The sequence below is a fragment of the Plantibacter sp. ME-Dv--P-122b genome, assembly GCF_030209375.1.
Lineage (GTDB): Bacteria > Actinomycetota > Actinomycetes > Actinomycetales > Microbacteriaceae > Plantibacter.
Genome location: NZ_JARVSC010000003.1, coordinates 444485 through 467647 on the forward strand (window position 1 = coordinate 444485; position 23163 = coordinate 467647).

22 protein-coding genes are annotated in these 23163 nt (G+C 71.5%); 4 read left to right on the forward strand and 18 right to left on the reverse strand.

The annotated features are described in order from the left end of the window. Positions 1-40 precede the first annotated feature (40 nt). The 12 genes from QRN19_RS06765 to QRN19_RS06820 form a co-directional block, all read right to left on the reverse strand. Positions 41-1198, reverse strand: a complete 1158-nt coding sequence (locus tag QRN19_RS06765) for a CPBP family intramembrane glutamic endopeptidase (RefSeq protein ID WP_285025973.1) — start codon at positions 1196-1198, stop codon at positions 41-43. Between the two features lie 74 nt (positions 1199-1272). Beyond that, positions 1273-2262 carry a LacI family DNA-binding transcriptional regulator gene (locus QRN19_RS06770; RefSeq protein WP_285025975.1) on the reverse strand — a complete coding sequence of 330 codons (990 nt, stop codon included), beginning with the start codon at positions 2260-2262 and terminating at the stop codon, positions 1273-1275. A gap of 87 nt (positions 2263-2349) precedes the next feature. Then, entirely contained in the window at positions 2350-3270 is a 921-nt protein-coding gene (locus QRN19_RS06775; protein ID WP_197479028.1) for a hypothetical protein, read from the reverse strand. A gap of 88 nt (positions 3271-3358) precedes the next feature. Continuing rightward, positions 3359-4768 carry an FGGY-family carbohydrate kinase gene (locus tag QRN19_RS06780; RefSeq protein ID WP_285025977.1) on the reverse strand — a complete coding sequence of 470 codons (1410 nt, stop codon included), beginning with the start codon at positions 4766-4768 and terminating at the stop codon, positions 3359-3361. Between the two features lie 159 nt (positions 4769-4927). Continuing rightward, positions 4928-5983: a DUF4432 family protein gene (locus QRN19_RS06785; protein ID WP_285025979.1), complete on the reverse strand. Its 1056-nt coding sequence runs from the start codon at positions 5981-5983 to the stop codon at positions 4928-4930. 53 nt (positions 5984-6036) lie between these two features. Then, entirely contained in the window at positions 6037-6804 is a 768-nt protein-coding gene (locus tag QRN19_RS06790) for an SDR family oxidoreductase (RefSeq protein ID WP_285025980.1), read from the reverse strand. Positions 6805-6861: 57 nt separating this feature from the next. Continuing rightward, complete coding sequence (locus QRN19_RS06795) at positions 6862-7608, reverse strand: SDR family oxidoreductase (protein WP_285025981.1); 747 nt, start codon at positions 7606-7608, stop codon at positions 6862-6864. Then, positions 7605-8447 carry a class II aldolase/adducin family protein gene (locus QRN19_RS06800; RefSeq protein WP_285025982.1) on the reverse strand — a complete coding sequence of 281 codons (843 nt, stop codon included), beginning with the start codon at positions 8445-8447 and terminating at the stop codon, positions 7605-7607. Before QRN19_RS06800 ends, QRN19_RS06795 begins: the two co-directional genes overlap by 4 nt. Next, positions 8444-9916 carry a rhamnulokinase gene (locus QRN19_RS06805; protein WP_285025983.1) on the reverse strand — a complete coding sequence of 491 codons (1473 nt, stop codon included), beginning with the start codon at positions 9914-9916 and terminating at the stop codon, positions 8444-8446. Before QRN19_RS06805 ends, QRN19_RS06800 begins: the two co-directional genes overlap by 4 nt. After that, entirely contained in the window at positions 9913-10917 is a 1005-nt protein-coding gene (locus QRN19_RS06810; RefSeq protein ID WP_285025984.1) for a 1-phosphofructokinase family hexose kinase, read from the reverse strand. Before QRN19_RS06810 ends, QRN19_RS06805 begins: the two co-directional genes overlap by 4 nt. Continuing rightward, positions 10914-11699 carry a DeoR/GlpR family DNA-binding transcription regulator gene (locus QRN19_RS06815; RefSeq protein WP_285025985.1) on the reverse strand — a complete coding sequence of 262 codons (786 nt, stop codon included), beginning with the start codon at positions 11697-11699 and terminating at the stop codon, positions 10914-10916. The genes QRN19_RS06810 and QRN19_RS06815 overlap by 4 nt, the downstream gene beginning before the upstream one ends. Further along, positions 11696-13285 (reverse strand): FGGY-family carbohydrate kinase, encoded by a 1590-nt coding sequence (locus tag QRN19_RS06820; protein WP_285025986.1) that lies wholly within the window; start codon positions 13283-13285, stop codon positions 11696-11698. The genes QRN19_RS06815 and QRN19_RS06820 overlap by 4 nt, the downstream gene beginning before the upstream one ends. 132 nt (positions 13286-13417) lie before the next feature. On the opposite strand from QRN19_RS06820, the gene QRN19_RS06825 reads away from it, so the two are divergent. Together QRN19_RS06825 and QRN19_RS06830 are read left to right on the forward strand one after the other, a co-directional pair. Further along, complete coding sequence (locus QRN19_RS06825; protein ID WP_285025988.1) at positions 13418-14188, forward strand: DeoR/GlpR family DNA-binding transcription regulator; 771 nt, start codon at positions 13418-13420, stop codon at positions 14186-14188. 54 nt (positions 14189-14242) lie between these two features. Continuing rightward, positions 14243-15061 (forward strand): class II fructose-bisphosphate aldolase, encoded by an 819-nt coding sequence (locus QRN19_RS06830; protein ID WP_285025989.1) that lies wholly within the window; start codon positions 14243-14245, stop codon positions 15059-15061. A gap of 38 nt (positions 15062-15099) precedes the next feature. Here QRN19_RS06830 and QRN19_RS06835 read toward each other — a convergent pair whose 3' ends face one another. From QRN19_RS06835 to QRN19_RS06860, 6 genes are all read right to left on the reverse strand, one after another. Beyond that, a complete protein-coding gene (locus tag QRN19_RS06835; RefSeq protein WP_285025990.1) occupies positions 15100-15399 on the reverse strand; it encodes a hypothetical protein in 300 nt (99 codons plus the stop codon). Between the two features lie 123 nt (positions 15400-15522). Beyond that, positions 15523-16518, reverse strand: coding sequence for an ABC transporter substrate-binding protein (locus QRN19_RS06840; protein WP_285025991.1), 996 nt, complete (start codon positions 16516-16518; stop codon positions 15523-15525). Between the two features lie 71 nt (positions 16519-16589). Continuing rightward, positions 16590-17675, reverse strand: coding sequence for an ABC transporter permease (locus tag QRN19_RS06845; RefSeq protein WP_285025992.1), 1086 nt, complete (start codon positions 17673-17675; stop codon positions 16590-16592). After that, positions 17672-18433, reverse strand: a complete 762-nt coding sequence (locus tag QRN19_RS06850) for an ATP-binding cassette domain-containing protein (RefSeq protein ID WP_079707372.1) — start codon at positions 18431-18433, stop codon at positions 17672-17674. Before QRN19_RS06850 ends, QRN19_RS06845 begins: the two co-directional genes overlap by 4 nt. Positions 18434-18563: 130 nt before the next feature. Next, positions 18564-19664: a class I mannose-6-phosphate isomerase gene (locus tag QRN19_RS06855; RefSeq protein WP_285025993.1), complete on the reverse strand. Its 1101-nt coding sequence runs from the start codon at positions 19662-19664 to the stop codon at positions 18564-18566. After that, positions 19661-20698: a LacI family DNA-binding transcriptional regulator gene (locus QRN19_RS06860; protein WP_285025994.1), complete on the reverse strand. Its 1038-nt coding sequence runs from the start codon at positions 20696-20698 to the stop codon at positions 19661-19663. Before QRN19_RS06860 ends, QRN19_RS06855 begins: the two co-directional genes overlap by 4 nt. A 356-nt stretch (positions 20699-21054) precedes the next feature. On the opposite strand from QRN19_RS06860, the gene QRN19_RS06865 reads away from it, so the two are divergent. Both QRN19_RS06865 and QRN19_RS06870 read left to right on the forward strand, forming a co-directional pair. Next, positions 21055-22263, forward strand: a complete 1209-nt coding sequence (locus QRN19_RS06865; protein ID WP_285025995.1) for an HAD-IA family hydrolase — start codon at positions 21055-21057, stop codon at positions 22261-22263. 246 nt (positions 22264-22509) lie between these two features. Then, a complete protein-coding gene (locus QRN19_RS06870) occupies positions 22510-23130 on the forward strand; it encodes a CPBP family glutamic-type intramembrane protease (protein ID WP_285025997.1) in 621 nt (206 codons plus the stop codon). Positions 23131-23163: the final 33 nt, after the last annotated feature.

The window sequence follows — 23163 nt, forward strand, 5'->3', positions numbered from 1 at the left end:
GCCCGGCGCGACTCATGCGCGGCGCGCATGCGTCGGAGGATCAGCTCACGGGCGAGGCGACCTCCGAGCCACGCAGCCCGGGCACCGCGCGCTTGCCGAACTGGCCGGTGACGACCAGGATGAGCGCCGTCGCTGCGAGGAGGATCCAGCCCGGCCAGCCGAGTAGGGTGCCGAACACGCTGCCGCTGTCCTGCATCGACGACCGGCTGGCGAACAGCAGCAGTGCCCCGACGGCGGCGTTCACCGCGCCGTGGGCGATCACCGCCGGCCAGACCGAGGCCGAGCGGAGCCGCAGCCAGCCGATGAGCACGCCGAGCAGCATGCACCAGCCGACCATGAGGAGCAGGCCGACCACATCGGTCCGCTGGTAGTTGTAGCCGAGGAGGATGAGCGGTGCGTGCCACACGCCCCAGATCGCCCCGGACAGCAGGAGGGCGGGCCAGGTGCCGAGCGGCAGGAGGTTCGGCAGCAACCAGCCGCGCCAGCCGAGTTCCTCCCCGAACGCGGACAGCGATGCCACCAGGACGCCGAGGGGCAGGGTGAGGAGCTGGACCAGGGCGACCGTGGTGAGGTCGTCGCGCCCGAGCTCGCCGGCGCCCGAGGCGGTCATGATGGCGGCGAGACCGGACAGGCCGACGAGGTCGAGCTCGATGAGCCCCATGGCCTGCCCGAGCAGCATGGAGCAGAACGCGAGGACGGGGAACCCGACGAGCGCCGACGCGCACAGCCCGAGGGTCCGCCCGAGCGGACGCAGCGGCGCGAGTCCGAGCAGCCGCGGGATGCTCCTCGGGCGGGCGACGAACAGCACCACGACGAGCGCGGCGATGGTCGGGGTGTACATCATGCCGAGGGCGATGAGCTGGAACCAGGGGTTCGCGAGTCCCTCGCCCGACAGCCACAGCGGTGCGGCGATGAGCCAGGCGAGGCCGACGGCGAGCGCGGTGAAGACCCCGACGGCGACCCACGGGACCCTGGCGGGCAGGATCGGGGCCAGCTCGCGGTTGCGCCGGCGCTGGCGGTCCGCCGCGGACTCCGGCTGCTGCGCGAGCACGGCCCGCCCGGCGGCACCGATCACCGGAGCCGCGGCCGGTGCTGGTGCAGGCGGTCCGTCGGCGACCGGCGTCCGGATCGGCCCCGGCACGGGCTGTCCGATCGGCGCCCAGCCGCCCTCGATCGGTGTGTCGTCCGGTCGCTGCATGTCATCCCCCGTGGTCGCGAACAGATTTCTACGCTACGGAGCGACGGCGCGTGGCGCATCCGCCGCCCGGGGGATCACGCGGTGAGGTGGCAGCCGCAGGACTCCCGCAGGAGGAGTCCGACGGGGACGACGGTGCTGCGCTCGTGCTCGCCGTCCGCGTCTCCGAAGCGGGCGAGCGCACGGGTGGCGGCCAAGCGGCCCAGTCGTGCCGGGTCCTGTTCGATCACGCTGACCGCCGGATCGAGCTGGTCGGCCATCGGGAAGTCGCCGAAGCCGAGCGAGGCGATCCCCCGCGAGCGCAGCGCGGGGACGAGCGCCATCGTCACACGCGCGTTCGCCGAGAACAGGGCCGTCGGCGGGGAGGCGAGGGCGAGGAGCCCGTCGACCACGGCGGCAGCCGGTTCGCGGTCCGTCGCGTCGAGGCTGACGAGCGCGTCGTCGAGGTCGATCCCGCTCTCGTCGAGCGCCGAGCGGTAGCCCTCGAGTCGGCGACGGGTGCTCGGCGGGTGTGCCGAGTCGGCGACGAAGGCGACGCGGGTGTGCCCGTGCTCGAGCAGGTGCCTCGTCGCGAGGTAGGCGCCGCGGTGGTCGTCCTCGACGAAGCTGTCGGCGTCGAGCCCCCCGGGGGCGCGGTCGACGAACACGATGGGCGTGTGCTCGGCCCACGGCGCGAGCCACGACTGGTCCTCCGCGACGGGCGCGAGGACGAGCCCCATGAGCTGCGATCGGAGCAGGGAGTCGAGCACGGCGCGCTCGCGCGTCGGATCGTCGCCGATGCTCGTGACGAGGGTGGTGATGCCCGAGACGGAGCAGACCTCCTCGACGGCTCGGACGACCGCGGCGAAGAAGGGGTCGACGACATCCGGGACAGCGACGCCGACGGAGGAGGACCGCCCGGCGCGGAAGGTGCGCGCCAGGACGTTCGGGACGTAGTTCAGCTCCCGCATCGCCGACTCGACCCGCGACCGCGTCTCCGGGAGCACGTGCGGATCGTCGTTGAACACACGGGAGACCGTCTTCGAGCTCACGCCGGCGAGGGACGCCACGTCCTGCATCGTGGCCATGGCTGCTCCTCGGGTGGTTCCACCTGCGTGGCGTGGTCGGATCGGGCTGGTTCGCGGGCGGCGACCGAGGACGCCGCCCGCGATCCGTCAGCGACCGGCGAGCGCGGTCTCGATGACCTGCTCGAGCTCACGGAGGCGAGGCAGCGCACGGTTCGTGAGCAGCTCCTCGCGCTTCGCCGACGAGATCGAAAGGCTATCCTTCCACAGCGAACGACCGGCCATCGCGCCGCCGGCACCGTTCTCGACCGCGGTGCGGACCTGGCCCACGAAGGTCTCGTGGTCGACGCCGGCGGAGAGCACGGCCCACGGCACGCCGGCGGCCGCCTCGGTCACGGCTGCGGCGGCCTCGGCGGAGCCCGGGTACTGGAGCTTCAGGACCTTGGAACCGGCGGCAACGGAGATCTCCGCGGCGCCGCGCACGAGCTCGGGGAAGATCTCGGCGTAGGCCTCGTCGCTCTCGCCGTCGAGCTGGTAGACGAGGATCTCGACGATGAGCAGCACGCCCTCGGCGGTGCACTCCTCCACGAGGCGGGCGATCTCGTCGATGACGACCTGCTCGGCCTCGCGCTGGTCGGAGCGCAGGTAGAAGAGCATCTTGGCGGCGTCGCCACCGAGTTCGCGGACCCGACGGGCGTCCATGCCGGGAACGTACTTCGTCCGACGTAGACCGTTCTCGGTGTCGAAGCCCGAGGAGTCCATGCCGACGACGAGACCGGTCGTGCGGGAGAGGGTGCGCTCGTCGACGACGAGCGGGAGGGCGACCTCCGGGTCGAGGAGGATGGCGGGTGCGTGGTTGCCGAGGAACCGGACGAGGTCGCTCTTGGCCTCGGCGAGTTCGTCACGGCTGATGCCGGCCGCGCCGTTCGGGGCGTCGGTCATGACGGCCTTCATGCCGTTGCGCTGGTCACCGGCGACGATGAGCATGCCGCCGCCCGGGGTGCTGATCGTGGCCATGGCGCGGCGTTCGAGCGTCGTCAGCTCGTTGGTCCTGGTGGCTACTGCGTTCATGAGGTGCTCCTTGTGCTTCGGATGGGGTCTGATCCCGGCAGCGGTCGCGCCGGGGAGGATCGGTCTGGGTCGTCGGGTGGTCGGTCGGTCAGGGATGTGATCGGGAGGTGGCTGGTTCGAGGAGCGCCCCGGCGAAGACGGCCGCGCCGTACGCGGTGTCCTGGGACCGGTGCGACACCTGCACGCCGGGCAGGACGGCCGCTCGGGCGCGTTGCACGGACCGCATGCCGGCCCAGCCGCCGGTGAGTAGCGCCGAGGTGGCCGGCGCGACCTCGCGGTCCATCGCCGCGATGAGCACGGCGAGTTCGTCGTTGCCGTGCCGGAGCACCGCTTCGAAGACCTCGGCCGGTCCAGCGCCGTCGGCACGGACCGTGAGCTTGAGGACGCCGTCGTCGTTCCGGGCGCCCGCGACCGAGATGTCGCCGTCGCCGAGCAGCCCGCCCGCCGGGAGCGCCATGACCTCGTCGTCCAGGCGGTCGCGCCCTGCGCGGTCGGTCACTCCGACGAGCTGGAGGGTGCGACGCATGAGCAGGCCGGTCTTGACGCCGGCGACGAGCACCCAGGTGCCCGGCACGACGTGACGGACGCAGTTGATGAACACCTCGGCGAGGCGCTCCCGAGCGGCGAACGGGAGTGGTTCGTCGAGGCGTCGCAGCAGGACCTCGGCCGTGCCCATCGACACGTGATACCGCTCGGCGGGGAACGAGCCGGTGGAGACGGCCGACACGAGGTGGTCGTGGCCGGCGACGGTCAGGGCCGCACCGGAGAAGACCGCCGGCACCCACGGACTGCTCGCTGCGCCGAGCGGGGCACCGGCGTCGGTGAACGGCGGGAGGAACGACGCGTCGACGCCGAGGTGGTCGAGCAGTTCGGGCCACGGCTCCCCCGTGTCCTGGTCGAGCAGGCCGGTGCGCGACGAGAGCGAGTACTCGGCTGCCTCCTCGCCGCCGAGGGCCGAGACGAGGTACTCCGGCAGGTTGAGCCAGCGCGTTCCGGCGAGGTCGAGTCCGGCGTCGCGGAGGTGGAGGAGCTTGATGACCGAGACCTGCACGCCGAGCGGCAGGCCGGTCCGACCGGCGAACTGCTCGGCGATCTCGGCCGGGAGGGCTGCGAGCTGTTCGGCGCCGCGCGGATCGAACCAGGCGATGGCGGGCGCGACGGGCCGGCCGACGGCGTCGAGGACGATCCCGGACTCCCCCATGCCGGAGACGGCGAGTGCTTGGACTCGCACGGCAGGCCCGAATCGGCCGACGAGCTCCGCACCGACGTGGTCGAGGAGCTCGCGGACGGTGGCGATGAGGGACGCGGCCTCCATGACGGTCGTGCCGCCTGGACCGGCGAGCCACGGGGTGGGCAGCTGGTGGATGAGGACCTCGGCGCCGTCGGCGTCGGTCACGAGGATCTTGACGCCGGTGCTGCCGAGGTCGAGGCCGGCGACGAGCCGATCCGCGGCCACGGCGGTGACGGCGGTCGAGTCGAGGTTCGCAGCAGGGTGCACGGCGGTGTCCGTTCAGGTTCCGACGTCCGTGTCGGCTTCCGACGATGACTCCATGTCATCGATGTCATGGCGAGCATACCTCGTTCATGTCATCGATGACATACCCCAGCGTGAATTCTTCGGAAACGGGGCACCGGAGGGTGGCGGAAGCCGGCGGACTCAGTCGCCGAAGTCGTCCGCCGCCGGCTCGAACACGATTTCGAGGTCGACCTCGAACGACTCCCCGGGCGCAACGGTCCGCCCGGCCTTCCCGCGATCCGGACCGACGGCGTGACTCGGCCAACAAGTGCCGGGTTCGATGCCGAGGGCGTACGACCCCGCGGCCGTGCTCCGCCACACCGTGAGGAAGGGCAACTGCTCCGGTCGGAACCGGACCGTGACCGTGCCGGCCTCGCCCGACAGGGTCGCGATGGACCAGCCGTCAGGCCCGGCGACCGCGTCGAGGGCGTCGACCTGTTCGTCTGCAGCCGGTTCGGGCTCGCCGATCACCCGCCGCCAGGCACCGTCGTCCGGGCGTTCGGACCCCGCCCCGCCGGGGACGTCGGCCTCGGCCGCCACGACGGCACCGCCGTGCAGCAGCGGCCAGCCGAGGTTCACGTGGTAGAGCAGGCGCACCGGCTCGGCGACGAACCCCTCGTTCCGGACGACGTCGTGCAGGCGGATCCGCGCGACGCCGACCTCGGCTCGGATGCTGCGGGTCACCGTGAGGTTCTGCTGGAACACGGCGCCCTCGCGGAGCAGACCGTCGACGAGGAGCTCGTACCGGCCCGACGCGGTCCATCGCCCCTCGCGGCGGGTGAGGGTCGCCGGGATGCGATGCGCCCGACCGTGCATCCCGCCGTCCGTCTCCGCGGCCACCCCGACGGCGGTGAGCCCGCAGGTCGTCAGCAGACCGCCCTGCCAGCGGCGGGCCCAACTCTCGGCCTGCGGAGCGGTCGTCGGCGCGACGAACGACACGACCTCGCCGTTCCAGGAGGCCTCGCCGAGGTCGAGGAACTGGTCGACCTCGACCGTGACCTCGAGTCCGCCGAGGTGGCGCAGTTCGACCTGGCGCCGGCCCGTCGACGGCCCGTCGTCGACGCGGACCGCACGCGGAGCCCACGCCCGCTCGACGGCACCCGATCGGGCTTCGACGAAGCGCCGACGTCTGGCGCCCCACGCGGCGTCACGGTCGACCTGGTCGTCAGGCGTCTGTTCGGGCGGCGTCGTCGTCATGGCGGATCCTCGGGTCGGTGCGGTCGGGTCGGTGCGGTCGGGGTGGGGCTGGCTCAGAGGGCGGTGTAGCCGCCGTCGATCACGAGGCTCTGGCCCGTGAGGTACGAGGAGGCGTCGGACGCGAGCAGCAGGACGAGCCCGTGGAGGTCCTCCGGCTGCCCCATCCGGCCCGCCGGGATGCCAGCGGTCCACTCGGCGGCGAGGTCGGGGTTCGCCTCGGTGAACTCGCGCGTCATGTCGGAAAGGAAGTACCCGGGGGCGATCGCGTTGACCCGGACGCCGAAGGGCGCCCACTCGACCGCGAGCGACGACGCGAGGTGACTGACCGCCGCCTTCGACGCGTTGTAGGAGGCCTGGAACTGCGGCTGGTTCACGATGAACGCCGACATCGACGAGATGAAGACCGCCGAGGCGGGCCGGCCCGCGGCGATGGCACGACGCGCGAAGGACTGCGCGGCGAAGAAGGTGCCGTCGAGGTTCACGGCGAGCACCTTCCGCCAGGTGTCCGCCGGCACGTCGACGCTGTCGCCCCAGATGGTGATGCCCGCCGCGGTCACGAGCAGCGAGGGCGCACCGAGCTCGTCCTCGGCAGCGGAGAAGGCGGCCTCGACGGCGGTGGCGTCGGTGACGTCGACCGGGTGCGCCGAGGTGCGGACGCCGTACTCGGACGCCAGCCGCTCGGCCGACTCGTGGACGGTCGGCAGGAGGTCGAGCAGCGCCACCTGGACGCCCTGCGCGGCGAGCGCCGTGGCGATCGAGTAGCCGAGCCCGCGGGCCCCGCCGGTGATGACGGCTGTGCGGCCGTGGAGGTCAGCGAACATGTGTGGTCCTTCGATCGGGGCGGGCTGGTGGAGGTGTCGTCGGGCGATGCGAGTCGCTCAGATCTCCTGGTCGGTGGGCAGGATGACGAGGTCCCGGATGGTGACGTGTCGGGGTCTCGTGAGCATGAAGAGCACGGCGTCGGCGACGTCCTCGGAACGGATGCCGGTGCGTGCGGCGATCTGGTCTTCCACGCCGGAAGCCCCCTCGGCGATCCCCCACAGCTCGTTGAGCACGACGCCGGGGGCGACCGCGCCCATCCGCACCCCGAATCCGACGAGGTTCCGCCGGGTGGTGTGGACGAACGACTGCATGGCGTGTTTCGTCGCGGAGTAGACGGGTTCCCAGTGGATGTCCTGGTGCCCGGACACGGAGCTCGTCACCAGGACGTCGCCAGCACCCTGCTCGACGAGGTGCGGCAGCGCTGCACGGACCGTCGCCATCGCTCCGAGGACGTTGACGCCGACGAGCTCATCGATCGCGGTCATCGGGGTGTCGACGACGTCACCGCCGACATAGAGGCCCGCGTTGGCGAGGACGATGTCGAGGCGCCCGAAGGCGGCGAGCGCCAGGGCGACGGCCTGCTCGGACACGGCGGGGTCGGCGAGGTCACCCGCCAGGAAGACGCTCGGTGTCGGCAGGGCGTCGGCGACGCCCGAGAGTCGCTCGGTGGAGCGTCCCACGAGCACCGTGCGCACCCCGGCACCGGCGAGCGCCTGGGCGTACGAGCGGCCGATGCCCGAGGACGCTCCGGTGATGATCGCGACCTGCCCGGTGAGGTCGGTGGCGCTGGTCGACACGCTCATGTCGTGGTCCTTCCGTGCGCCGTCCCGGCGCGGTCGGTGGTGGATTCCTGCGCGGCGAGCGCGGCTCGACGCAGCAGTTCGTCGGGTCTCGTGTCGATGCGGGCGACGGCCTCGTCGCTCAGGTACACCGGCCCGCCGGCGGCGAGTGTTCCGAGGAGCACCTGGGCGACCTTCACGGTCATCTCGGTGATCCGGAGGACCTCGGCCGCGCTCGATCCGAGGGCGAACATCCCGTGGTTCTGCAAGTACACGACCTTCGGCACCCGGCCGGTCGTGGCGAGCTGCTCGCGCAGCAGGCGGCGGACCGTGCGGGCGAGCTCGAGCCCGGGGTCGACGTACGGCACGAGCAGCGGATCGGTGCCGAGGACCACGATCTGGTCGGGGAAGAGCGAACCGCGGGTCAGGGCGTCGGCCGACGGTGAGCAGAGCAGCGCGTTGACCGGTACGGGATGGGTGTGGCCGACCGCGACGACGCCGGGCAGGTCGAGGCAGACGGCGTGGAGGATCGCCTCCACCGAGGGGCGCCGACCGTTCCCGGCGAGCGCCGCGGCGTCGAACAGCGCGGCCACCTCGGCATCGCCTCCAGTGCGGGAATCGACGAGGTCGAGCACCGGTCCGATCGCGAGACGGACCGCGTCCTCCGCGGTCGCCACGGCCATCGACGCGCCGCTCGCCTTCACGAGCATCGCCCGAGCACCGTCCTCGGTCAGGAGCAGGGAGGTGTTGCCCTCCGCCAGGAGCGCCCACGCCCGGTCTGCACGCCCGAGGTCGCGCGAGAAGGCGACGAAGCGGTCGAGGAGGTCCGTCTCGGCCTCAGATCGGTCGATGCGGTCGGTCATGTCGGTGTCCGCTCCTGGTCGTGGTCGTCGTGATCGTCGTGACCGTGGCGGTAGACCGCGTCGAGCGACGGCGCGTGACCGGCTGCGACGAGTTGCACGGCCAGGTTGCCGAGCGCCGAGGCCTCTGCCGGACCGGCGGTGACGGGGAGGCCGGTCCGCGCCGCCGTGCGGGTGCACAGGAGTCGGTTGCGCGATCCGCCACCGACGATGCGGACCGAACGGATCGTCACGCCGGTGATCGCCTCGCAGGCCCGGGCCGTCTCGGCGTAGGCGGCCGCGAGACTCTCGACGATGCTGCGCACCGTGGCGGCCCGTCCGCTCGGCGGACGCTGTCCGGTCTCCCGGCAGAGCGTCGCGATCCGTTCCGGCATGTCACCCGGGACGAGCAGTCGCGGGTCGGCGACGTCGAACACGGCGGGCGGGTCATCCGCGTCCGCCTGCGCCTCCGCCACGCCCGACACGAGACCGACGAGGTCGACCGCGCTCCCGTCCTCGGCGGACCAGGCGCGGGCGCACTCCGTGAGCAGCCACATCCCCGCCAGGTTGCGGAGGAGCAGTGAGGAACCGGCGACACCGGCCTCGTTGGTGAAGCCGGCGGTCCGCGCGTGCTCGGTGAGCACCGGTTCGGGCAGGCACACTCCGACGAGGGACCAGCTGCCACTCGAGACGAGGAGCTCCGCGCCGTCCGGGCGGGCGAAGGCGAGCGCGGACGCGGTGTCGTGCTCGGCGACGCGGTGGACCGGGATCGGCACGCTCGATCCGAGACGCGCCGTGACCTCCGGCGTCGTCGGGCCGGCGACCGTCCCCGGTCCGACCACGGGAGGGAAGTCGAAGCCGTCGAGACCCCAGCGACGGATGAGCTCGACCGCCCAGTCGCCGGTGCCCTGATCGAGCAGTTGCGTCGTCGAGGCGATCGTGCGCTCCGCTCCGACGACGCCCGTGAGCAGCCACACCCAGAGGTCCGGGACGAGCAACACGGTCGGGCGATCACCGTCGGCTCGGCGGACGTCGAGCTCCTCTGCGCGGGACCGGAGCTGGTACGAGGTGTTGATGGTCTGCTCCAGCACGCCGGTGACCGCGTAGGCCGTCGCGGCGTCGACGAGCACGGCGGCACGGGCCGGTCCGTCGGCGTCGGCGCCGCGGTGATGCGGCACGGTCGGGACCGCCGTCCCGGTGCCGGCAGTCAAGAGCGCCACGTCGACGCCCCAACTGTCGACTCCGATCCCGTCGAGCACACCGCCCGCGGTCTCTGCGATCCGGACGGCCTCCGCGAGCCCGACGAGGGTCTGCTCGAACAGGCGCTCCGCATCCCACCGGAGCCGCCCGTCTTGCGTGATCGGGCCGTTCGGGAACCGGTGCACCTCGGTGAGCTCCAAGCGGCCGTCGACCCAGCGCCCGAGCATGACGCGACCGCTCGACGCACCGAGGTCCACAGCGGCGTGGAAGCGAGGAACGGCCTGATCGATCATGGCGTCGTCGTCTCGTCGCGCGGTGGCGTGGCCGGTTCGCTGAGCGGCGTCGTCGGGTCGGGGTCCTGGACGGCGACCGGTGTCGTCAACGCCTCGAGCGAGGTGAGGACGGTCGTCGCGCTCGACACGGCGAGTGCACCCCAGGCGGCGGCCGACGCGACCGCGGCCGCCGGGTCGTCCCGTCCGTCCTCGCCGTGGAGTCCGACGAGGAATCCGGCCAACGAGGCGTCGCCGGCACCGGCCGTGTTCACGACCGTGGCTGCGACGTGCGCGTGCCACAGCCCCGCGGCGGTGCGGAGGAGCGCCCCGTCGGCCCCCATGCTCACGTAGACGAGGTCGCAGCCGGCACGGTGCAGTTCGTCGGCGGCGGACGCGACATCGCCGATCGTCAGCAGCTCACGGCCGGTGAGCTCGGCGAGCTCGTGCGCGTTCGGCTTGAGCAGGTGGACGAGGTCGAGGTTCGCGACGGCGGTCTCGAGCGCCGCACCCGCGGTGTCGACGGCCACGCGCGCTCCCCGGTCACCCGCCTGCCGGAGCAACTGGAGGATGTCGACGAGGCCGGTGCCGCCCTGGACCGTCGGGATCGTGCCGGAGAGGACCAGCCAGTCCGCGCCGATCCGGTCGATCTCCGCACCGGAGGTCGCCACGACGGCGGCCCAGTCCTCGGCGCGCAGCGGGATCGCCGGTTCGTTGACCTTGGTCGTCCCGGTCGCCGCGTCCAGGATGGTCGTGTTGACTCGCGTCCGCCCGTCGGTCGGGACAACGGCGAGCAACGTCCGGAGTGCGGGGTCGTCTGCGAGGATCCGTCCGTCCGCACCCATCGGCACCACCGCACGGACCGGGAGCGGCGAGAGGGTGACCGCCCGCGCGACGTTGACGCCCTTGCCGCTCAGCTCGGTGGACACGCCCACCGCCCGGTTGACGTCGCCGAGTCGCAACCCGTCGACGCGGTAGGTCTGGTCGATCGCGGCCGCCGGCGTGACCGTGACGATGCCGCTCATGCGTCCGCCCCGACCGTCTCGACGCGGACGCCGGTCGCGAGGAGGGCGTCGAGGGTCGGTTCGTCGACGCCGTGATGCACCACCGCCACGTCGAGACGGGCGGCCGGGACGGAGGCGGCGAGGCCGTCTGCGCCGAACGTCGCGGGGTCGCCCAGGAGCATCGCCGTGGACGCCAGCTCGACGGCCGACGCGACGACCGCCGCCTCCTCCGGAGAGGCGTGGAGCAGTCGGCCGTCCGCGGAGACACCGAGCGCCTCGACGACCGCGACGTCGAGGCGGAGGCCGGCGAGCTGCTCGCGCGCCCAGGCGCCGGTGAGGACGCCGCGCCCGTCCGCCGTTCCGCCGACGAGGTGGACGACGGCCGATTCCCCGGCAGCGGCAGCGGCCAGCGCCACCGGCACCGAAGCGGTCACGATGACGGTCCCGGCGGTCGTCGCGAGGCCGGCGGCGAGCTCCTCGCAGGCCGAGCCCGCGCCGAGGAAGACCGCTGAGCCCGGGTCGACCAGGGTCAGCGCTTGCGCCGCGAGCGCACCGGACACCCCGGAGTCCTGGCCCGGGTCGAGGTCCGTGCGCACCGCCCCGCCGTGCGCGCGTCGGAGACGTCCGTCGAGTTCGAGGACGCGGAGGTCGCGTCGGATCGTCTCCTCGGTCACGCCGAGGTCCGCTGCGAGCACGCCGACCTCGACCCGCCCGTCCTGGTCGAGTCGGGTGAGGATCTCCCGACGCCGGTCGTCCACCGAACTGGACGTGGCCGTCCCGCGGCCGCCGACGGAGGCGCTCATCGTTCCACCCCGACTCGGTCGTCGCGTTCGGACGCCGGACCGTCGGGGCTCGACTCCTCGGCCCGCCGTCGCCACCAGGGGCCGGTGGCCTCGACGAGCTCGTCGAACGCGGTTCCGACCCCGGCCCAGTACGCGGCCGAGGCGCCCGTCGGCAGGACGGCGGGTGCGTGTCGGACGACGTCGCGCTGGGCCTGTTCCACCGACGGCAGGAGTCCGGTGGCGACCCCGGCGACGATCGCGGCGCCGAGGGCTCCGGCCTCCTCGGAGTCGACGACCGTCACGGGCGCCCGGAGCGCGTTGGCGACGAGCTGTACGTACAGCGGCGACCGCGCGAGCCCGCCGCCGAGGACGATCGGCTCATCCCACCGGAATCGCTCGCCGAGCGCACGGGTGTGCCAGCGGTGCATGAGCACGATGCCCTCGAGGGCTCCGCGCAGGACGTGTGCCCGGGTGTGCCAGTCGCGGACGCCGGCGAGGGTGGCCGAGGCTCCGGCGCCGAGCGGCGAGTCCGATTGGAAGGGCAGGATGAGCGGCACCTGCTCCTCCGGCGGGAGGGCGGCGGCCTCGGCGATCAGCGCGTCGCGGCCGGTGGCGTCGGACACGCCCAGGAGCCGGAGCGTCCAGTCGAAGGAGGGCGATGCCGTCGCCGACGTGGACATCGCGATGCGCAGGTCCGGGGTGATCGAGAGGCGGGACTGCCACCGCGGGTCCACGTCGGGCTGGGTCGTCGTCACGCCGTTGGTGCTGAACGAGCCGGCCACGAGGGCGAGCCGCCCGGGGACGAGTGCGCCCATGCCGATCGACGAGGCCTGCACGTCGTGGAGTCCCGACACGACCGGTGTCCCGCTTGCGAGGCCCGTGACCGCGGCGGCCGCCGGCAGCACCGACCCGACGATCGTGCCGCTCGGGTTGATCGGCGGCAGCAGGCGGAGCAGTTCGGCGGGCAGGCCGTAGGCGTCGAGGACTTCGGCGCTCCAGGTGGCGGTCCCGACGTCCAGGAAGGAGGCGCAGGCGTCGGAGTAGTCGGTGGAGATCTCGCCGGTGAGCCGCAGGCGGACCACGTCCTTGCAGAAGAGCATCGCGTCTGCCTGCTCGACACGCTCCGGGTCGTGGCGGAGCAACCAGCGGAGGAGGTTGCCGGCGGCGCCCGGCGTCGGCAGCTGTCCGGAGCGTTCGAGCACCACGCGCAGCCGGTCCGGGTCAGCCGCGAGTTCGGCGGCCTCGACGTGCGCCCGGGAGTCCATCGCCGTGATGGCCGGGCCGACCGGCTCTCCGGCGGCGGTCACGAGGTGCAGGCCGTCGCCGTGGCCGGTGATCCCGACGGCGGCGACCAGGGCCGGGTCGACACCCGACGTCGCCATCACCTCCGACACCGCGTCGGCGACCGCGGCCCACAAGGCGTCCTGCGACCGCTCGGCGTGCCGGGCGACCGGGCGGTCGACGGGGCTCGCGCGGCGAGCGACCGCGACCGGCCGCAACCGCTCGTCGTGCAGGACGGCCTTGACGGCGGTCTGCCCGACGTCGATCCCGAGCAGGAACCGCGACCCCGACTCGTGGGGTGCGCTGTGCGGCCCGTGCTCAGCCATCGGCGGCCTTCCGTTCGTCGTCATCGTCGTCGTCGGGTGCGCCCGATCATGTTGATCTTCGCACCGATCCCACCGAATCGGAAGGGATATCGGACAGATTCGGATACGCTGGCCGGACCGGACGGAGCAGTCATGTACCCAGCAGAGCGTCATGCCGCGATCCTCGCGGGCGCCCGCGACGGCGACGGTGCCCTGTCGGTCGCCGAGCTGAGCAGCCGACTCGGCGTCACCCCGGAGACCATCCGGCGCGACCTCGCGGTGCTCGAGCGACAGGGACTCGTCCGCCGCCACCACGGTGGCGCGGTCCTCGCCCGACGATCCGCGTTCGAGCCCAGTCTCCAACGACGCCGCGAGGGCGAACGCATCGAACGCGCCGCCGTCGCCCGGCTCGTCGTCGAGCAGCTCCCCGAGGAAGGAGTCGTCCTGCTCGACTCCGGTGCGATGACCCTGGAGGTCGCCGCGCTCCTCCCCCACGCCAGCCGACTCCTCGTGGTCACGAACAGCCTGCCGATCGTCGCCCTACTCGGTGGTCGACCGCGGCTCACCGTGCTCGCCCTGCCCGGGCGGGTCCGCGCCGTCACGCAGGCGACGGTCGGCGCGTGGACCGTCGAACGGCTGTCGGGACTCCACGCCGACGTCGCCGTCCTCGGCGCCAACGGGGTGGGGCTCACCTCGGGTGCCACGACGACGCTGCCGGAGGAGGCCGAGGTGAAGCGGGCGATGCTCGGCATCGCCAGACGACGTATCCTCGCCGTCACCGCCACGAAGTTCGGCGCCACCTCGTTCCACCGGGCCGCTGGGCTCGACGAGTTCGACCAGATCGTGACCGACGACGGGCTCGACCCGGACACCGTCGAGGCGCTCGCCGAGACCGGTCCCGAACTGCTGCTGGCCACCACCTGACCATCCCCACCGGCACCGGGTCGATCGCCCGCGTGCACCCCGAGAGGAACCACCATGACGCTCGTCTCCACCGCCGCGCTCCTCGACACGCAGCGCGCCGTGCTCGCCTTCAACGTCATCCAGCTCGAACACGGCGAGGCGATCCTCCGCGGCGCCGAATTCGCGGGCCGGGGCGTCATCCTGCAGGTGTCCGAGAACGCGGCGAACTACCACGGCGGCCTCGCACCGATCGGGCTCGCGAGCCTGGAGCTCGCCCGCGAGGCCGGCACCGCGACCGCCGTCCACCTCGACCATGCCGAGGATGAGACGCTCGTCGAGGAGGCGGTCCGGCTCGGATTCACCTCGGTCATGTTCGACGCGGCGACCCTCCCCGACGAGGAGAACCGCGAACGCACCGCAGCGGTCGCCCGCGCGGCTCAAGCTCAGGGCGTGTGGGTCGAGGCCGAGTTGGGGGCCATCGGCGGCAAGGGTGGAGCGCACACCCCTGGTGTCCGGACCGACCCTGGCGAGGCAGCGGCGTTCGTCGCCGGCACCGGCGTCGACGGCCTCGCGGTCGCGGTCGGCAGCTCGCACGCGATGACCTCCCGGAGCGCGACCCTCGACTTCGGGCTCATCCGGGAACTCGCCGCAGCCGTCCCTGTCCCGCTCGTCCTGCACGGCTCGAGCGGTGTGAGCGACGAGGACCTCGTGCGGGCGGTGGACGCGGGCATGCGCAAGATCAACATCTCGACGCACATCAACGGCGTCTTCACCCGAGCCGTCCGTGAGCGCCTCGAAGCGGATCCGTCCCTCGTCGACCCGCGGAAGTACCTCGGCCCGGCGCGCGACGCGGTCGCCGCCGAGGTCGCGCGGCTCCTCACCCTCGTTGCGTAGGACTCGTCGCCGACCCGACGGTCAGTCGATCGAGCCGTTCACAACCAGTGGACGATGTCCGGGTCCAGGCAGACCCCGCCGAGACCCTCGGTGGTGGTGACGCCGTCCGCGAACCGGATCACCACGGCCCGTCCCTCCATACGCACGTACTCGGCCCGGAGCCCGAGTCGGAACGGGACGTCGGTCGACGCGGTGGCCGCACGGCTCGCGCGTTCGGGGACCGTGATGACCAGGCGGTGGGCTCGCCCCGCTGCATCGACGACCTCGGCCTCGATCCGTCCCGGAGCATCGTCGGACAGCCGGCGCACCGCGGTCGCCGCGACGATCACCTGGGTCATGTCGCGATTCTCGCACCCCGTGGAGGGTGGCGTCGAGGCGGAGCTGCCGGACGCAGCGCGACGGCGCCGGAGCTCGAAGCTCCGACGCCGTCGCGGTCTGATGATGCGGGACGACCGGAAGGCCTAGCCGCACTTGGACTGGTAGACGGCATCCTTCGCGTCGCCGTCGACGTTGTCCTTCGTGATGATGGTGAAGCCGGTCTCGATCTTGGCCTCGACCTTGTCACCGTTCAGTGCGGCGATCGCCTGGGCGACGCCGTCCTTGCCGATGGTGGCCGGCTCCTGAGCGACGAGCGCCTGGACGGTGCCCTCCTTCAGCTGCTTGACCTGGGCGGGACCCGCGTCGAACCCGACGATGGTGACCGAGTCCTCCTTGCCGGCCTGCTTGACTCCGGTCGCGGAACCTTCGGCCGCGAACAGGTTCGCTGCGAAGATGCCCACGATGTCGGGGTCCTTCTGGAGCGCCGCGGTCACGATCTCGGCGGCCGTGGACGGCTCGTTGTGGCTGTACTGCACGCCGAGGTCGGTGAACTTGTCATCGCCCTTGACCGCTTCCTGGAAGCCCTCGGCACGGGCGTCCGTGGTCGAGATGCCGGGGTCGACCGAGACCACGAGGACCTTGCCGCCCTCGGGGTGCGCTGCCTTGATCGCGTCGAACGCCGCAGCGCCGCCGCCCTTGTTGTCGCTCGAGATCTGCGAGACCGCGAACGACGGGTCGTCGACGGTGGTGTCGACGAGGACGACCTTGATGCCCGCGTCGGCCGCAGCCTTGAGCGGGGCCTCCATGGCCTTCACATCGGTCGGGGCGACGAGGATCGCGTCCGGCTTCGAAGCGACGACCGAGTCGACGAGCGGCTTCTGCAGCGTCGGGTCGAACTTCTCCGGACCCTGGGTCGTGACCGTCGCGCCGGCATCCTTCGCCGCCGATTCGATACCGCACTGCATCGAGATGTAGAACTCGTCGCCTGCGACGCCCTGGATGAACGCGATCTTGTAGCCGTCGGAACCTGCGCCGGCGCTGCTGCCGCCCGAGCTCGCGCCACCGGAACACCCGGTGAGCATGAGGCCTGCCGACGCGCCGAGCGCGAGGACTCCGAGAACTGACTTCTTCCACTTCATTGTGATTACCCGTTTCTCTTGAACTGCTGGACTACTGGGATGGTGCGGGGGGTGTTGATCGGTGTAGGGGGTTATTTCTTCTTCCTGCTGACGAGGGCTCGCCAGAAGCTCGTGGATCCACCGCGGGCTGCGGAGGAACGGCGGACCTGGTCGACGTAGACGGCCAGGATGAGGACGGCACCGACGGCGACCTGCTGCCAGAAGGGCTGCACGCCGGTGATGACGAAGCCGTTCTGGAGGACGGCCGGGATGAACAGGCCGACGACGGTGCCGAAGATCGTCCCGTAGCCACCGAACAGTGAGGTGCCACCGATGACGACCGCGGCGATGACGTTCAGGTTCGTCTGCGACTGACCGGCGATCGCGGTGGTGCCGAACTGCGACAGCGACAGGATGCCGGCGAGACCCGCGAGACCACCCGAGATCGCGTAGATGCGGATGAGGTGACGGTCGACCTTCACGCCGACGCGTCGTGCCGCCTCCTCGCTCGATCCGACCGCGTAGGTGTACAGGCCGAACTTCGTCTTGTGGAGGACGAGCGCACCGATGATGACGACGACGAGGGCGATGACCGAGATGATCGGGACCGCACCGAAGACGTTGCCGTACCCGATCGAGTCGGTGAGGACCGACGGCACCTCGCGGATGTCGACACCGCCGGTGAGGATCTGGGCGAGGCCGAGCGCCATGCCGAGGCTACCGAGGGTGACGATCAGCGGCGGCACCTTCGCCTTGGAGATGAGGATGCCGTTGAACGTGCCCCACAGGATGCCGACGCCGATCGACACGATGATGCCGACGATCGCGGTCCCCCAGTCGTCGCCACCCATGGCCCGCATCGTCGTCGCGGACACGACGCCCGAGAAGACGAGGACGGATCCGATCGAGAGGTCGATGCCGGAGGTGATGATGACGTAGGTCATGCCGACGCCGAGCACCGCGAGGATCGAGGCGTTCTGCACGACGAGCCGCAGGTTGGACAGCTGCGCGAAGGTGTCGGGCGCGATCGCGGAGAAGATCGCGATGACGACGAGGAGGACGATGAAGATCTGGAAGGCCTGGGCCTTGAAGAGCTTCCTGATCGGGGTCTCCCGATCCTTGGCCGTCTCGATGGCGGTCGTCTCCGGCCCCATCTCGGCCTGCTTCACCGCGCTCATGCGACGTTCCTCGTGCTGGCACCGGTCATGAGACCGACGAGTTCTTCCATGTTCGTGTCCTTCGTGTCGACCGTCGCCGCGCGGTGGCCGAGCCGCAGCACCTGCACGCGGTCGGACACCTCCATGACGTGCGGCATCGAGTGGCTGATGAAGACGACCGCGATGCCCTTGTCGCGCACCCGGCGGATCGTCTCGAGGACGTTCTTCGTCTGGCGGACGCCGAGGGCGGCCGTCGGTTCGTCGAGGAAGACGACCTTGTTGGCCCAGTGCACCGCGCGGGCGATGGCGATCGCCTGGCGCTGTCCACCGGACATCGCGCCGACCGGGTCGGTGAGCGAGCGGACGGTCGCGCCGAGTTCGTCGAAGGCGTGACGCGACTGCTTGCTCATCTCCTTGACGTTCATGAGGCCGAGCAGGCCGCCGAGGCCGGGCCGCATGATCTCGCGGCCGAGATAGACGTTCTGCACGGGGTCGAGGTGGGGCGCGAGGGCGAGGTCCTGGTAGACCGTCTCGATGCCGAGCGCGCTCGACTGCATGGGCGAGGTGAGGGTGATCGGTTCGCCTTCGAACTTGATAACGCCGCTGTCGACCGCGAGGTTGCCGGAGAGGGCCTTGACCAGGGTGGACTTGCCCGCACCGTTGTCGCCGATGAGGGCGGTGACCTCGCCGGGGTAGACCTCGAAGTCCGCTTCGTCGAGGGCGCGGACGTGCCCGAACTGCCGGGTGAGGCCTCTGGCCTCCAAGACGGGAGTCGTCATGTCGTTCTCGTTCCTTTCCAGCCGGCCCCGGTGGCCGGGTCCGGCGTGTGGTGGCTGTCGTACCGCCGGTCGGGGCGGTGGCGTGTGGTGAGCTGCTGCGTGATCGTGGGTCCTGCGTCGAGGGGTGGCGTCATCGGATGCCTCCCGATGCGAGGGTCGCCGGCCAGCCCGCACCGGGGCCGGCGGCGAGCACGGTTGCCGAGCCGCTGACGGTCCAGGGCCCGAACCCGGCCGGGACGGCGAAGACCTCGCCGGCCGAGAAGTCCACGGCGTCGGTCCCGGCGTCAGCCTCGGGGACCAGTGCGCCGGCGCCGGTGAGTGCGAGGGCGACCGAGAATCCCGCCTCCACGGATGCGCTGCCGTCGGTGCTGGGCGCCACGGCGACGAGCTGGAAGTAGGGGTCGGCGGCCGCGGGCAACAGCGACACCGGCGCGTCCGTCCGGGCGTCGAGGTCGTGCAGGACGACGAGGTGTTCGATCTCGGACTGCGGGAGCGCCTTCGTCGACACCGCACCCATCACGGTCTCGAATCCGAGGCCGAGGTGGGACTCGTCGCGCGTCGAGGTCGTGACCGACCACTCGAGGAGGATGGAGAGGTCGGTCGGTTCCTGCACCTCCGCGAGGAAGATGCCGCCGTCGATCGCGTGGGCCGTGCCGGCCGGGACGAGGATGCCCATGCCGCGCTCGACGACGATCCGGTTCATGTGCGACAGCATCCACTCGCTGTCCTGGGCGTCGCGACGACGGTCGAGTTCGTCGGGGTCGACATCCTCGCTCCATCCGAGGTGGACGGCCGAACCGGGCTCGGCGTCGAGGATGAACCAGGCCTCCGTCTTGCCGTAGGCGCAGTCGAGGTGGGAGGCGGCGAACGCCCGGTCGGGGTGGACGTGGACGGGGAGCCGCTGACGAGCGTCGAGCAGCTTGACGAGGATGCCGGTGTCGGCGGCGTCGGTGCCGTGGTCCTGTCCCGCACCGGTCCATTGCTCCGGGTCGGCCGCGACGAGGTCGCGGAGCAGGACGCCGTCGATGGTGCGGGCGAGGCCGATGGCACCGCCGGGCTCCTGGTCGGCGCGGCTCACGGTCGCTCCGAGCCACTCCTCCGGCTGGAACTCGCTCTGCTGCTCGATGCCGCGCAGGCTCGCGATGCGGTCGCCGCCGCGGTAGAAGTGCTCGATGAGGTTCGGTGCGAGTCGCGTCGGCTGGGCGAGCCTCGTGGGCTGGGTCGTGCTCATGCTGCTGGTCCTCCGACCATGCTCGTGGTGGACGCGGTGCGCGCGTCCACGGTGTGACGCTGCGCCGGGCCGGGGATCTCTCCGGAACCACGCGACACCAGGGAGGTCGGGACGACCCACTCGCGCGGCTCGTCGGCCGGCGATTCGCGCAGTTCGAGGAGTCGCTCGATCGCGGCGGTCCCGATGACGAACGGATCCTGGTTGATGCAGCTGACGGCCGGTCGCAGGACGTCCGCGAGGGTGAAGTCGCCGAACGCGATGTGCGCCGTCCCCTCACGCCCGATGCGGTGCAGCGAGGTCGTCAGACCGATCGCCGCCTTCGCGTTGGACGCGAAGAAGGCGGTGGGCGGGTCCTCGAGTCCGAGCAGGCGCTCCGTCTCGGCGGCGTAGTCGAGTGAGCCGTCGATGGTCCAGGAGACGAGCGACGGGTCGAGGTCGATGCCGGCCTCGGCGAGGACGTCGGTGTACCCGTGGTAGCGCCGACGGATGGTGAGGAAGCGCTCGTCCCGGTCGTAGAAGGCGATGCGGGTGTGGCCGAGCTCGACGAACTGGCGGATCGCGAGCTGGGTGGCGGCGTAGTCGTCGACCACGACGCTGTCGAAGGCGGCGAGCGGACGGTCGACGGCCACGACGGGCGTCACGTTCCGGAACGCCTCGAGGTAGGGAAGCTCCGCGGCGACCGGGGCGATGATGACGCCGGCGACCTGGTGGCCGGCGATGAACCCGGTGAGCTGGTCGCGCTCGCGCCCCTCGTCGAGCCCGGTGCTCGCCACGAGGACGCTCAGGCCCTCCTTGAGCGCGCGGGCCTCGATGGCGCTCACGAGCGACGCGAAGAACGGGTCGGCGAGTGAATCGATGAGGACGCCGATCGCGCCACCGGTGCCGGACTTCAGTGAGCGGGCGGCCGTGTTGGGCACGTACCCGAGGCGATCGATCGCCTCGAGCACGCGGCTTCGGGTCTCGGGGTGCACGGACGGTTCGCCGTTCACCACCCGCGAGACGGTCTTGATGCTGACGCCGGACTGCGCAGCCACATCCTTGATCCCGGGCGGCCGCATCAGCGGGTCCGCCTGACGGGAAGCGGAACGGGTCCGACGTCGCAGCCGGTCCGGAGCGACGGGACGTGCGCACGTGTCCGGATCGGACTGGTCGCGGTGATCGCGGGGTTGCAGGTGCCCATGGGCTCCACCTCCTGACAGCGTTGTCATCGGTCGGGGTGGTGCAGCTGCAGAACCCCGTCGTTCCTTCGTGCGCCTATACTGACCGCAGACCGACAACGTTGTCAAGCAACGTTGTCTGAAAGAGATCAAATTCATTTGGAACTCGCATCGAAGAGGCGTTTAGACCCCTCGGATGTGGGTCGCCACCCCGGAATCATCGAGGAGTCAGCGTGATCGTCGTCGTCGCAGGAGCAGCCGGAAGCGGGAAGACCACGCTCGGACGCGAGCTGGCCAGAGCCCTTCGACTCCCACTCCTGGACCTCGACACCATCACGAATCCGCTGCTCGACGGTCTCGGTGCGGTGGCGGATCCCGATGGCGACGAACCGCTCCACTGGAACGACCCGAAGCTGCGCCCGACCATGCGCCCGGCGCGGTACGCGGCCCTCCGAGCGGTCCTCGCCGATCAGCGCGACAGCGGCGTCGGCGCCGTGCTCGTCGCCCCCTTCACCGCGGAGCTCCGTGGCGGCGCCGAATGGGACGCGCTCGTCGAGGCGGCCGGGGTCGTCCCGAAGGTCGTCTGGCTGCACACCGATGCCGCCACGCTCGCAGCTCGCCGAGCCGAACGCGGCGCCGAGCGGGACACGCACATCGTTGACCCGTCGACCGACACCCCACCCACCATCGAGCACCTGTCGATTGAAGCGGCGTTGTCCACCTCGCAGCAGCTCGCCGCCGTCCAACGCGCGCTCGGCCTCGGACGGACCATCGAGGCCTCCGCACCGATCTTCGACCAGGTCTTCGCCGCCGGGCTCTTCGACCTCGACGGGACGCTCATCGACTCGACGCCGGCCGTGAACCGGTCGTGGGCGCAGCTCGCCCGCGAATACGGTCTCGAGGGCGACCTGCTCGCCGCGGGACACGGGCAGCCCGCTGCCCAGGTGCTCGCCGCGATCTTCCCGCCCGAGCAGGTCGCCGAAGCGCTCGCACGGATCATCGAGATCGAGGCCGACGAGGTCGCCGACGTCATCGCCCTCCCGGGGGCGGCGGAGGCGCTGGCAGCGCTCGGTGACGACGCGAAGGCGATCGTCACGAGTGGCACGAGACTCATCGCCGGCAACCGGATCGCGGCCGCCGGACTCGTGCGGCCGGAGGTCGTCGTGACCTTCGACGACGTCACGAAGGGCAAGCCGGACCCCGAACCGTTCCTGCTCGGCCGCACCCGGCTGGGCATGGAGTCGCAGCCGTGCGTCGTGTTCGAGGACGCACCGGCCGGGCTCGCCGCGGCGCGCGCGGCCGGCTGCTGGACGGTCGGCATCGCCGGCACGCACGAGGCGCACGAACTCGATGCGGACCTCGTCATCGACGGCCTCTTCCAACTGCGGCTCGAGCCGGTCGCCGCGGGTGGATTCCGACTCGCCCCGGCAGCGCTGGGCTGAGCGGCACCCCGATCCCTGAGCCTGTCGAAGAACCGGAGGCTGACGAAACTGATGCAGCCTCCTCCGAACACGCTCCTCGGCAACCGCGGAGACTCGTTCCCTGAGCCTGTCGAAGGGCACGCGGACGACTGCCGGATCGCCATGCCCGTTCCCTCGTCGACGTCAGCTGACCCAGGGCCACTTGGCTCGTCACGGTCACGTCGACTATCTTGCATCTGAAATAACACTGCTAACATATCGACTGCCATGTCGACGCTCACAGACGCCCCCTCCCGCCGATCCCTCCGCCCGCTCTCCGCGCTCGCGATCTCCGCGTCCTGGTTCGCCCTGTGGTGCTTGACCCCGGGCCTCACCGACCGAGGCCCCGTTCGTCTGGTGGCGCGCGACGACGCCCTCGTGGTCTTCCTTGAGTCCCTGATCGCCGGCCTCCTGGCGATCGCCATCGCCATCCTGCAGCGCACCCACACGCGTGCACTCTTCGCACCGTCTCGGCAGCGGTTCCTCTACGTCATCCCGCTCGCGCTCGCGCTCGCGTTGCCGTTGCACGATGAGCTCGAGTTCCCGGTGCTGCTCTACCTCTTCTGGATGACCGTCTCGGTGTTCTGGCAGGACTACCTGACCTTCGGACTCCTGCAACGCCATCTCGCCGCGCGCTTGCCATCGCGCACGGTCATCCCCGTCGTCGCCGCCCTGTTCGCCCTCGGACACGTCATCCTGCTCCCCGACAAGTTCGGGATCGTCCCGAACCCGCTTCCGGCACTGAGCATGCTCACTCTCGGACTCCTGCTCGCATGGCTCCGTCGCCGGTTCACGACGATGCACCTCATCCTGACGCTGCACCTGTCGTTCTATTTCATCTTCGCGTGAGGTCCAGCCACGCGTGGGGATGCGGACCCTGGC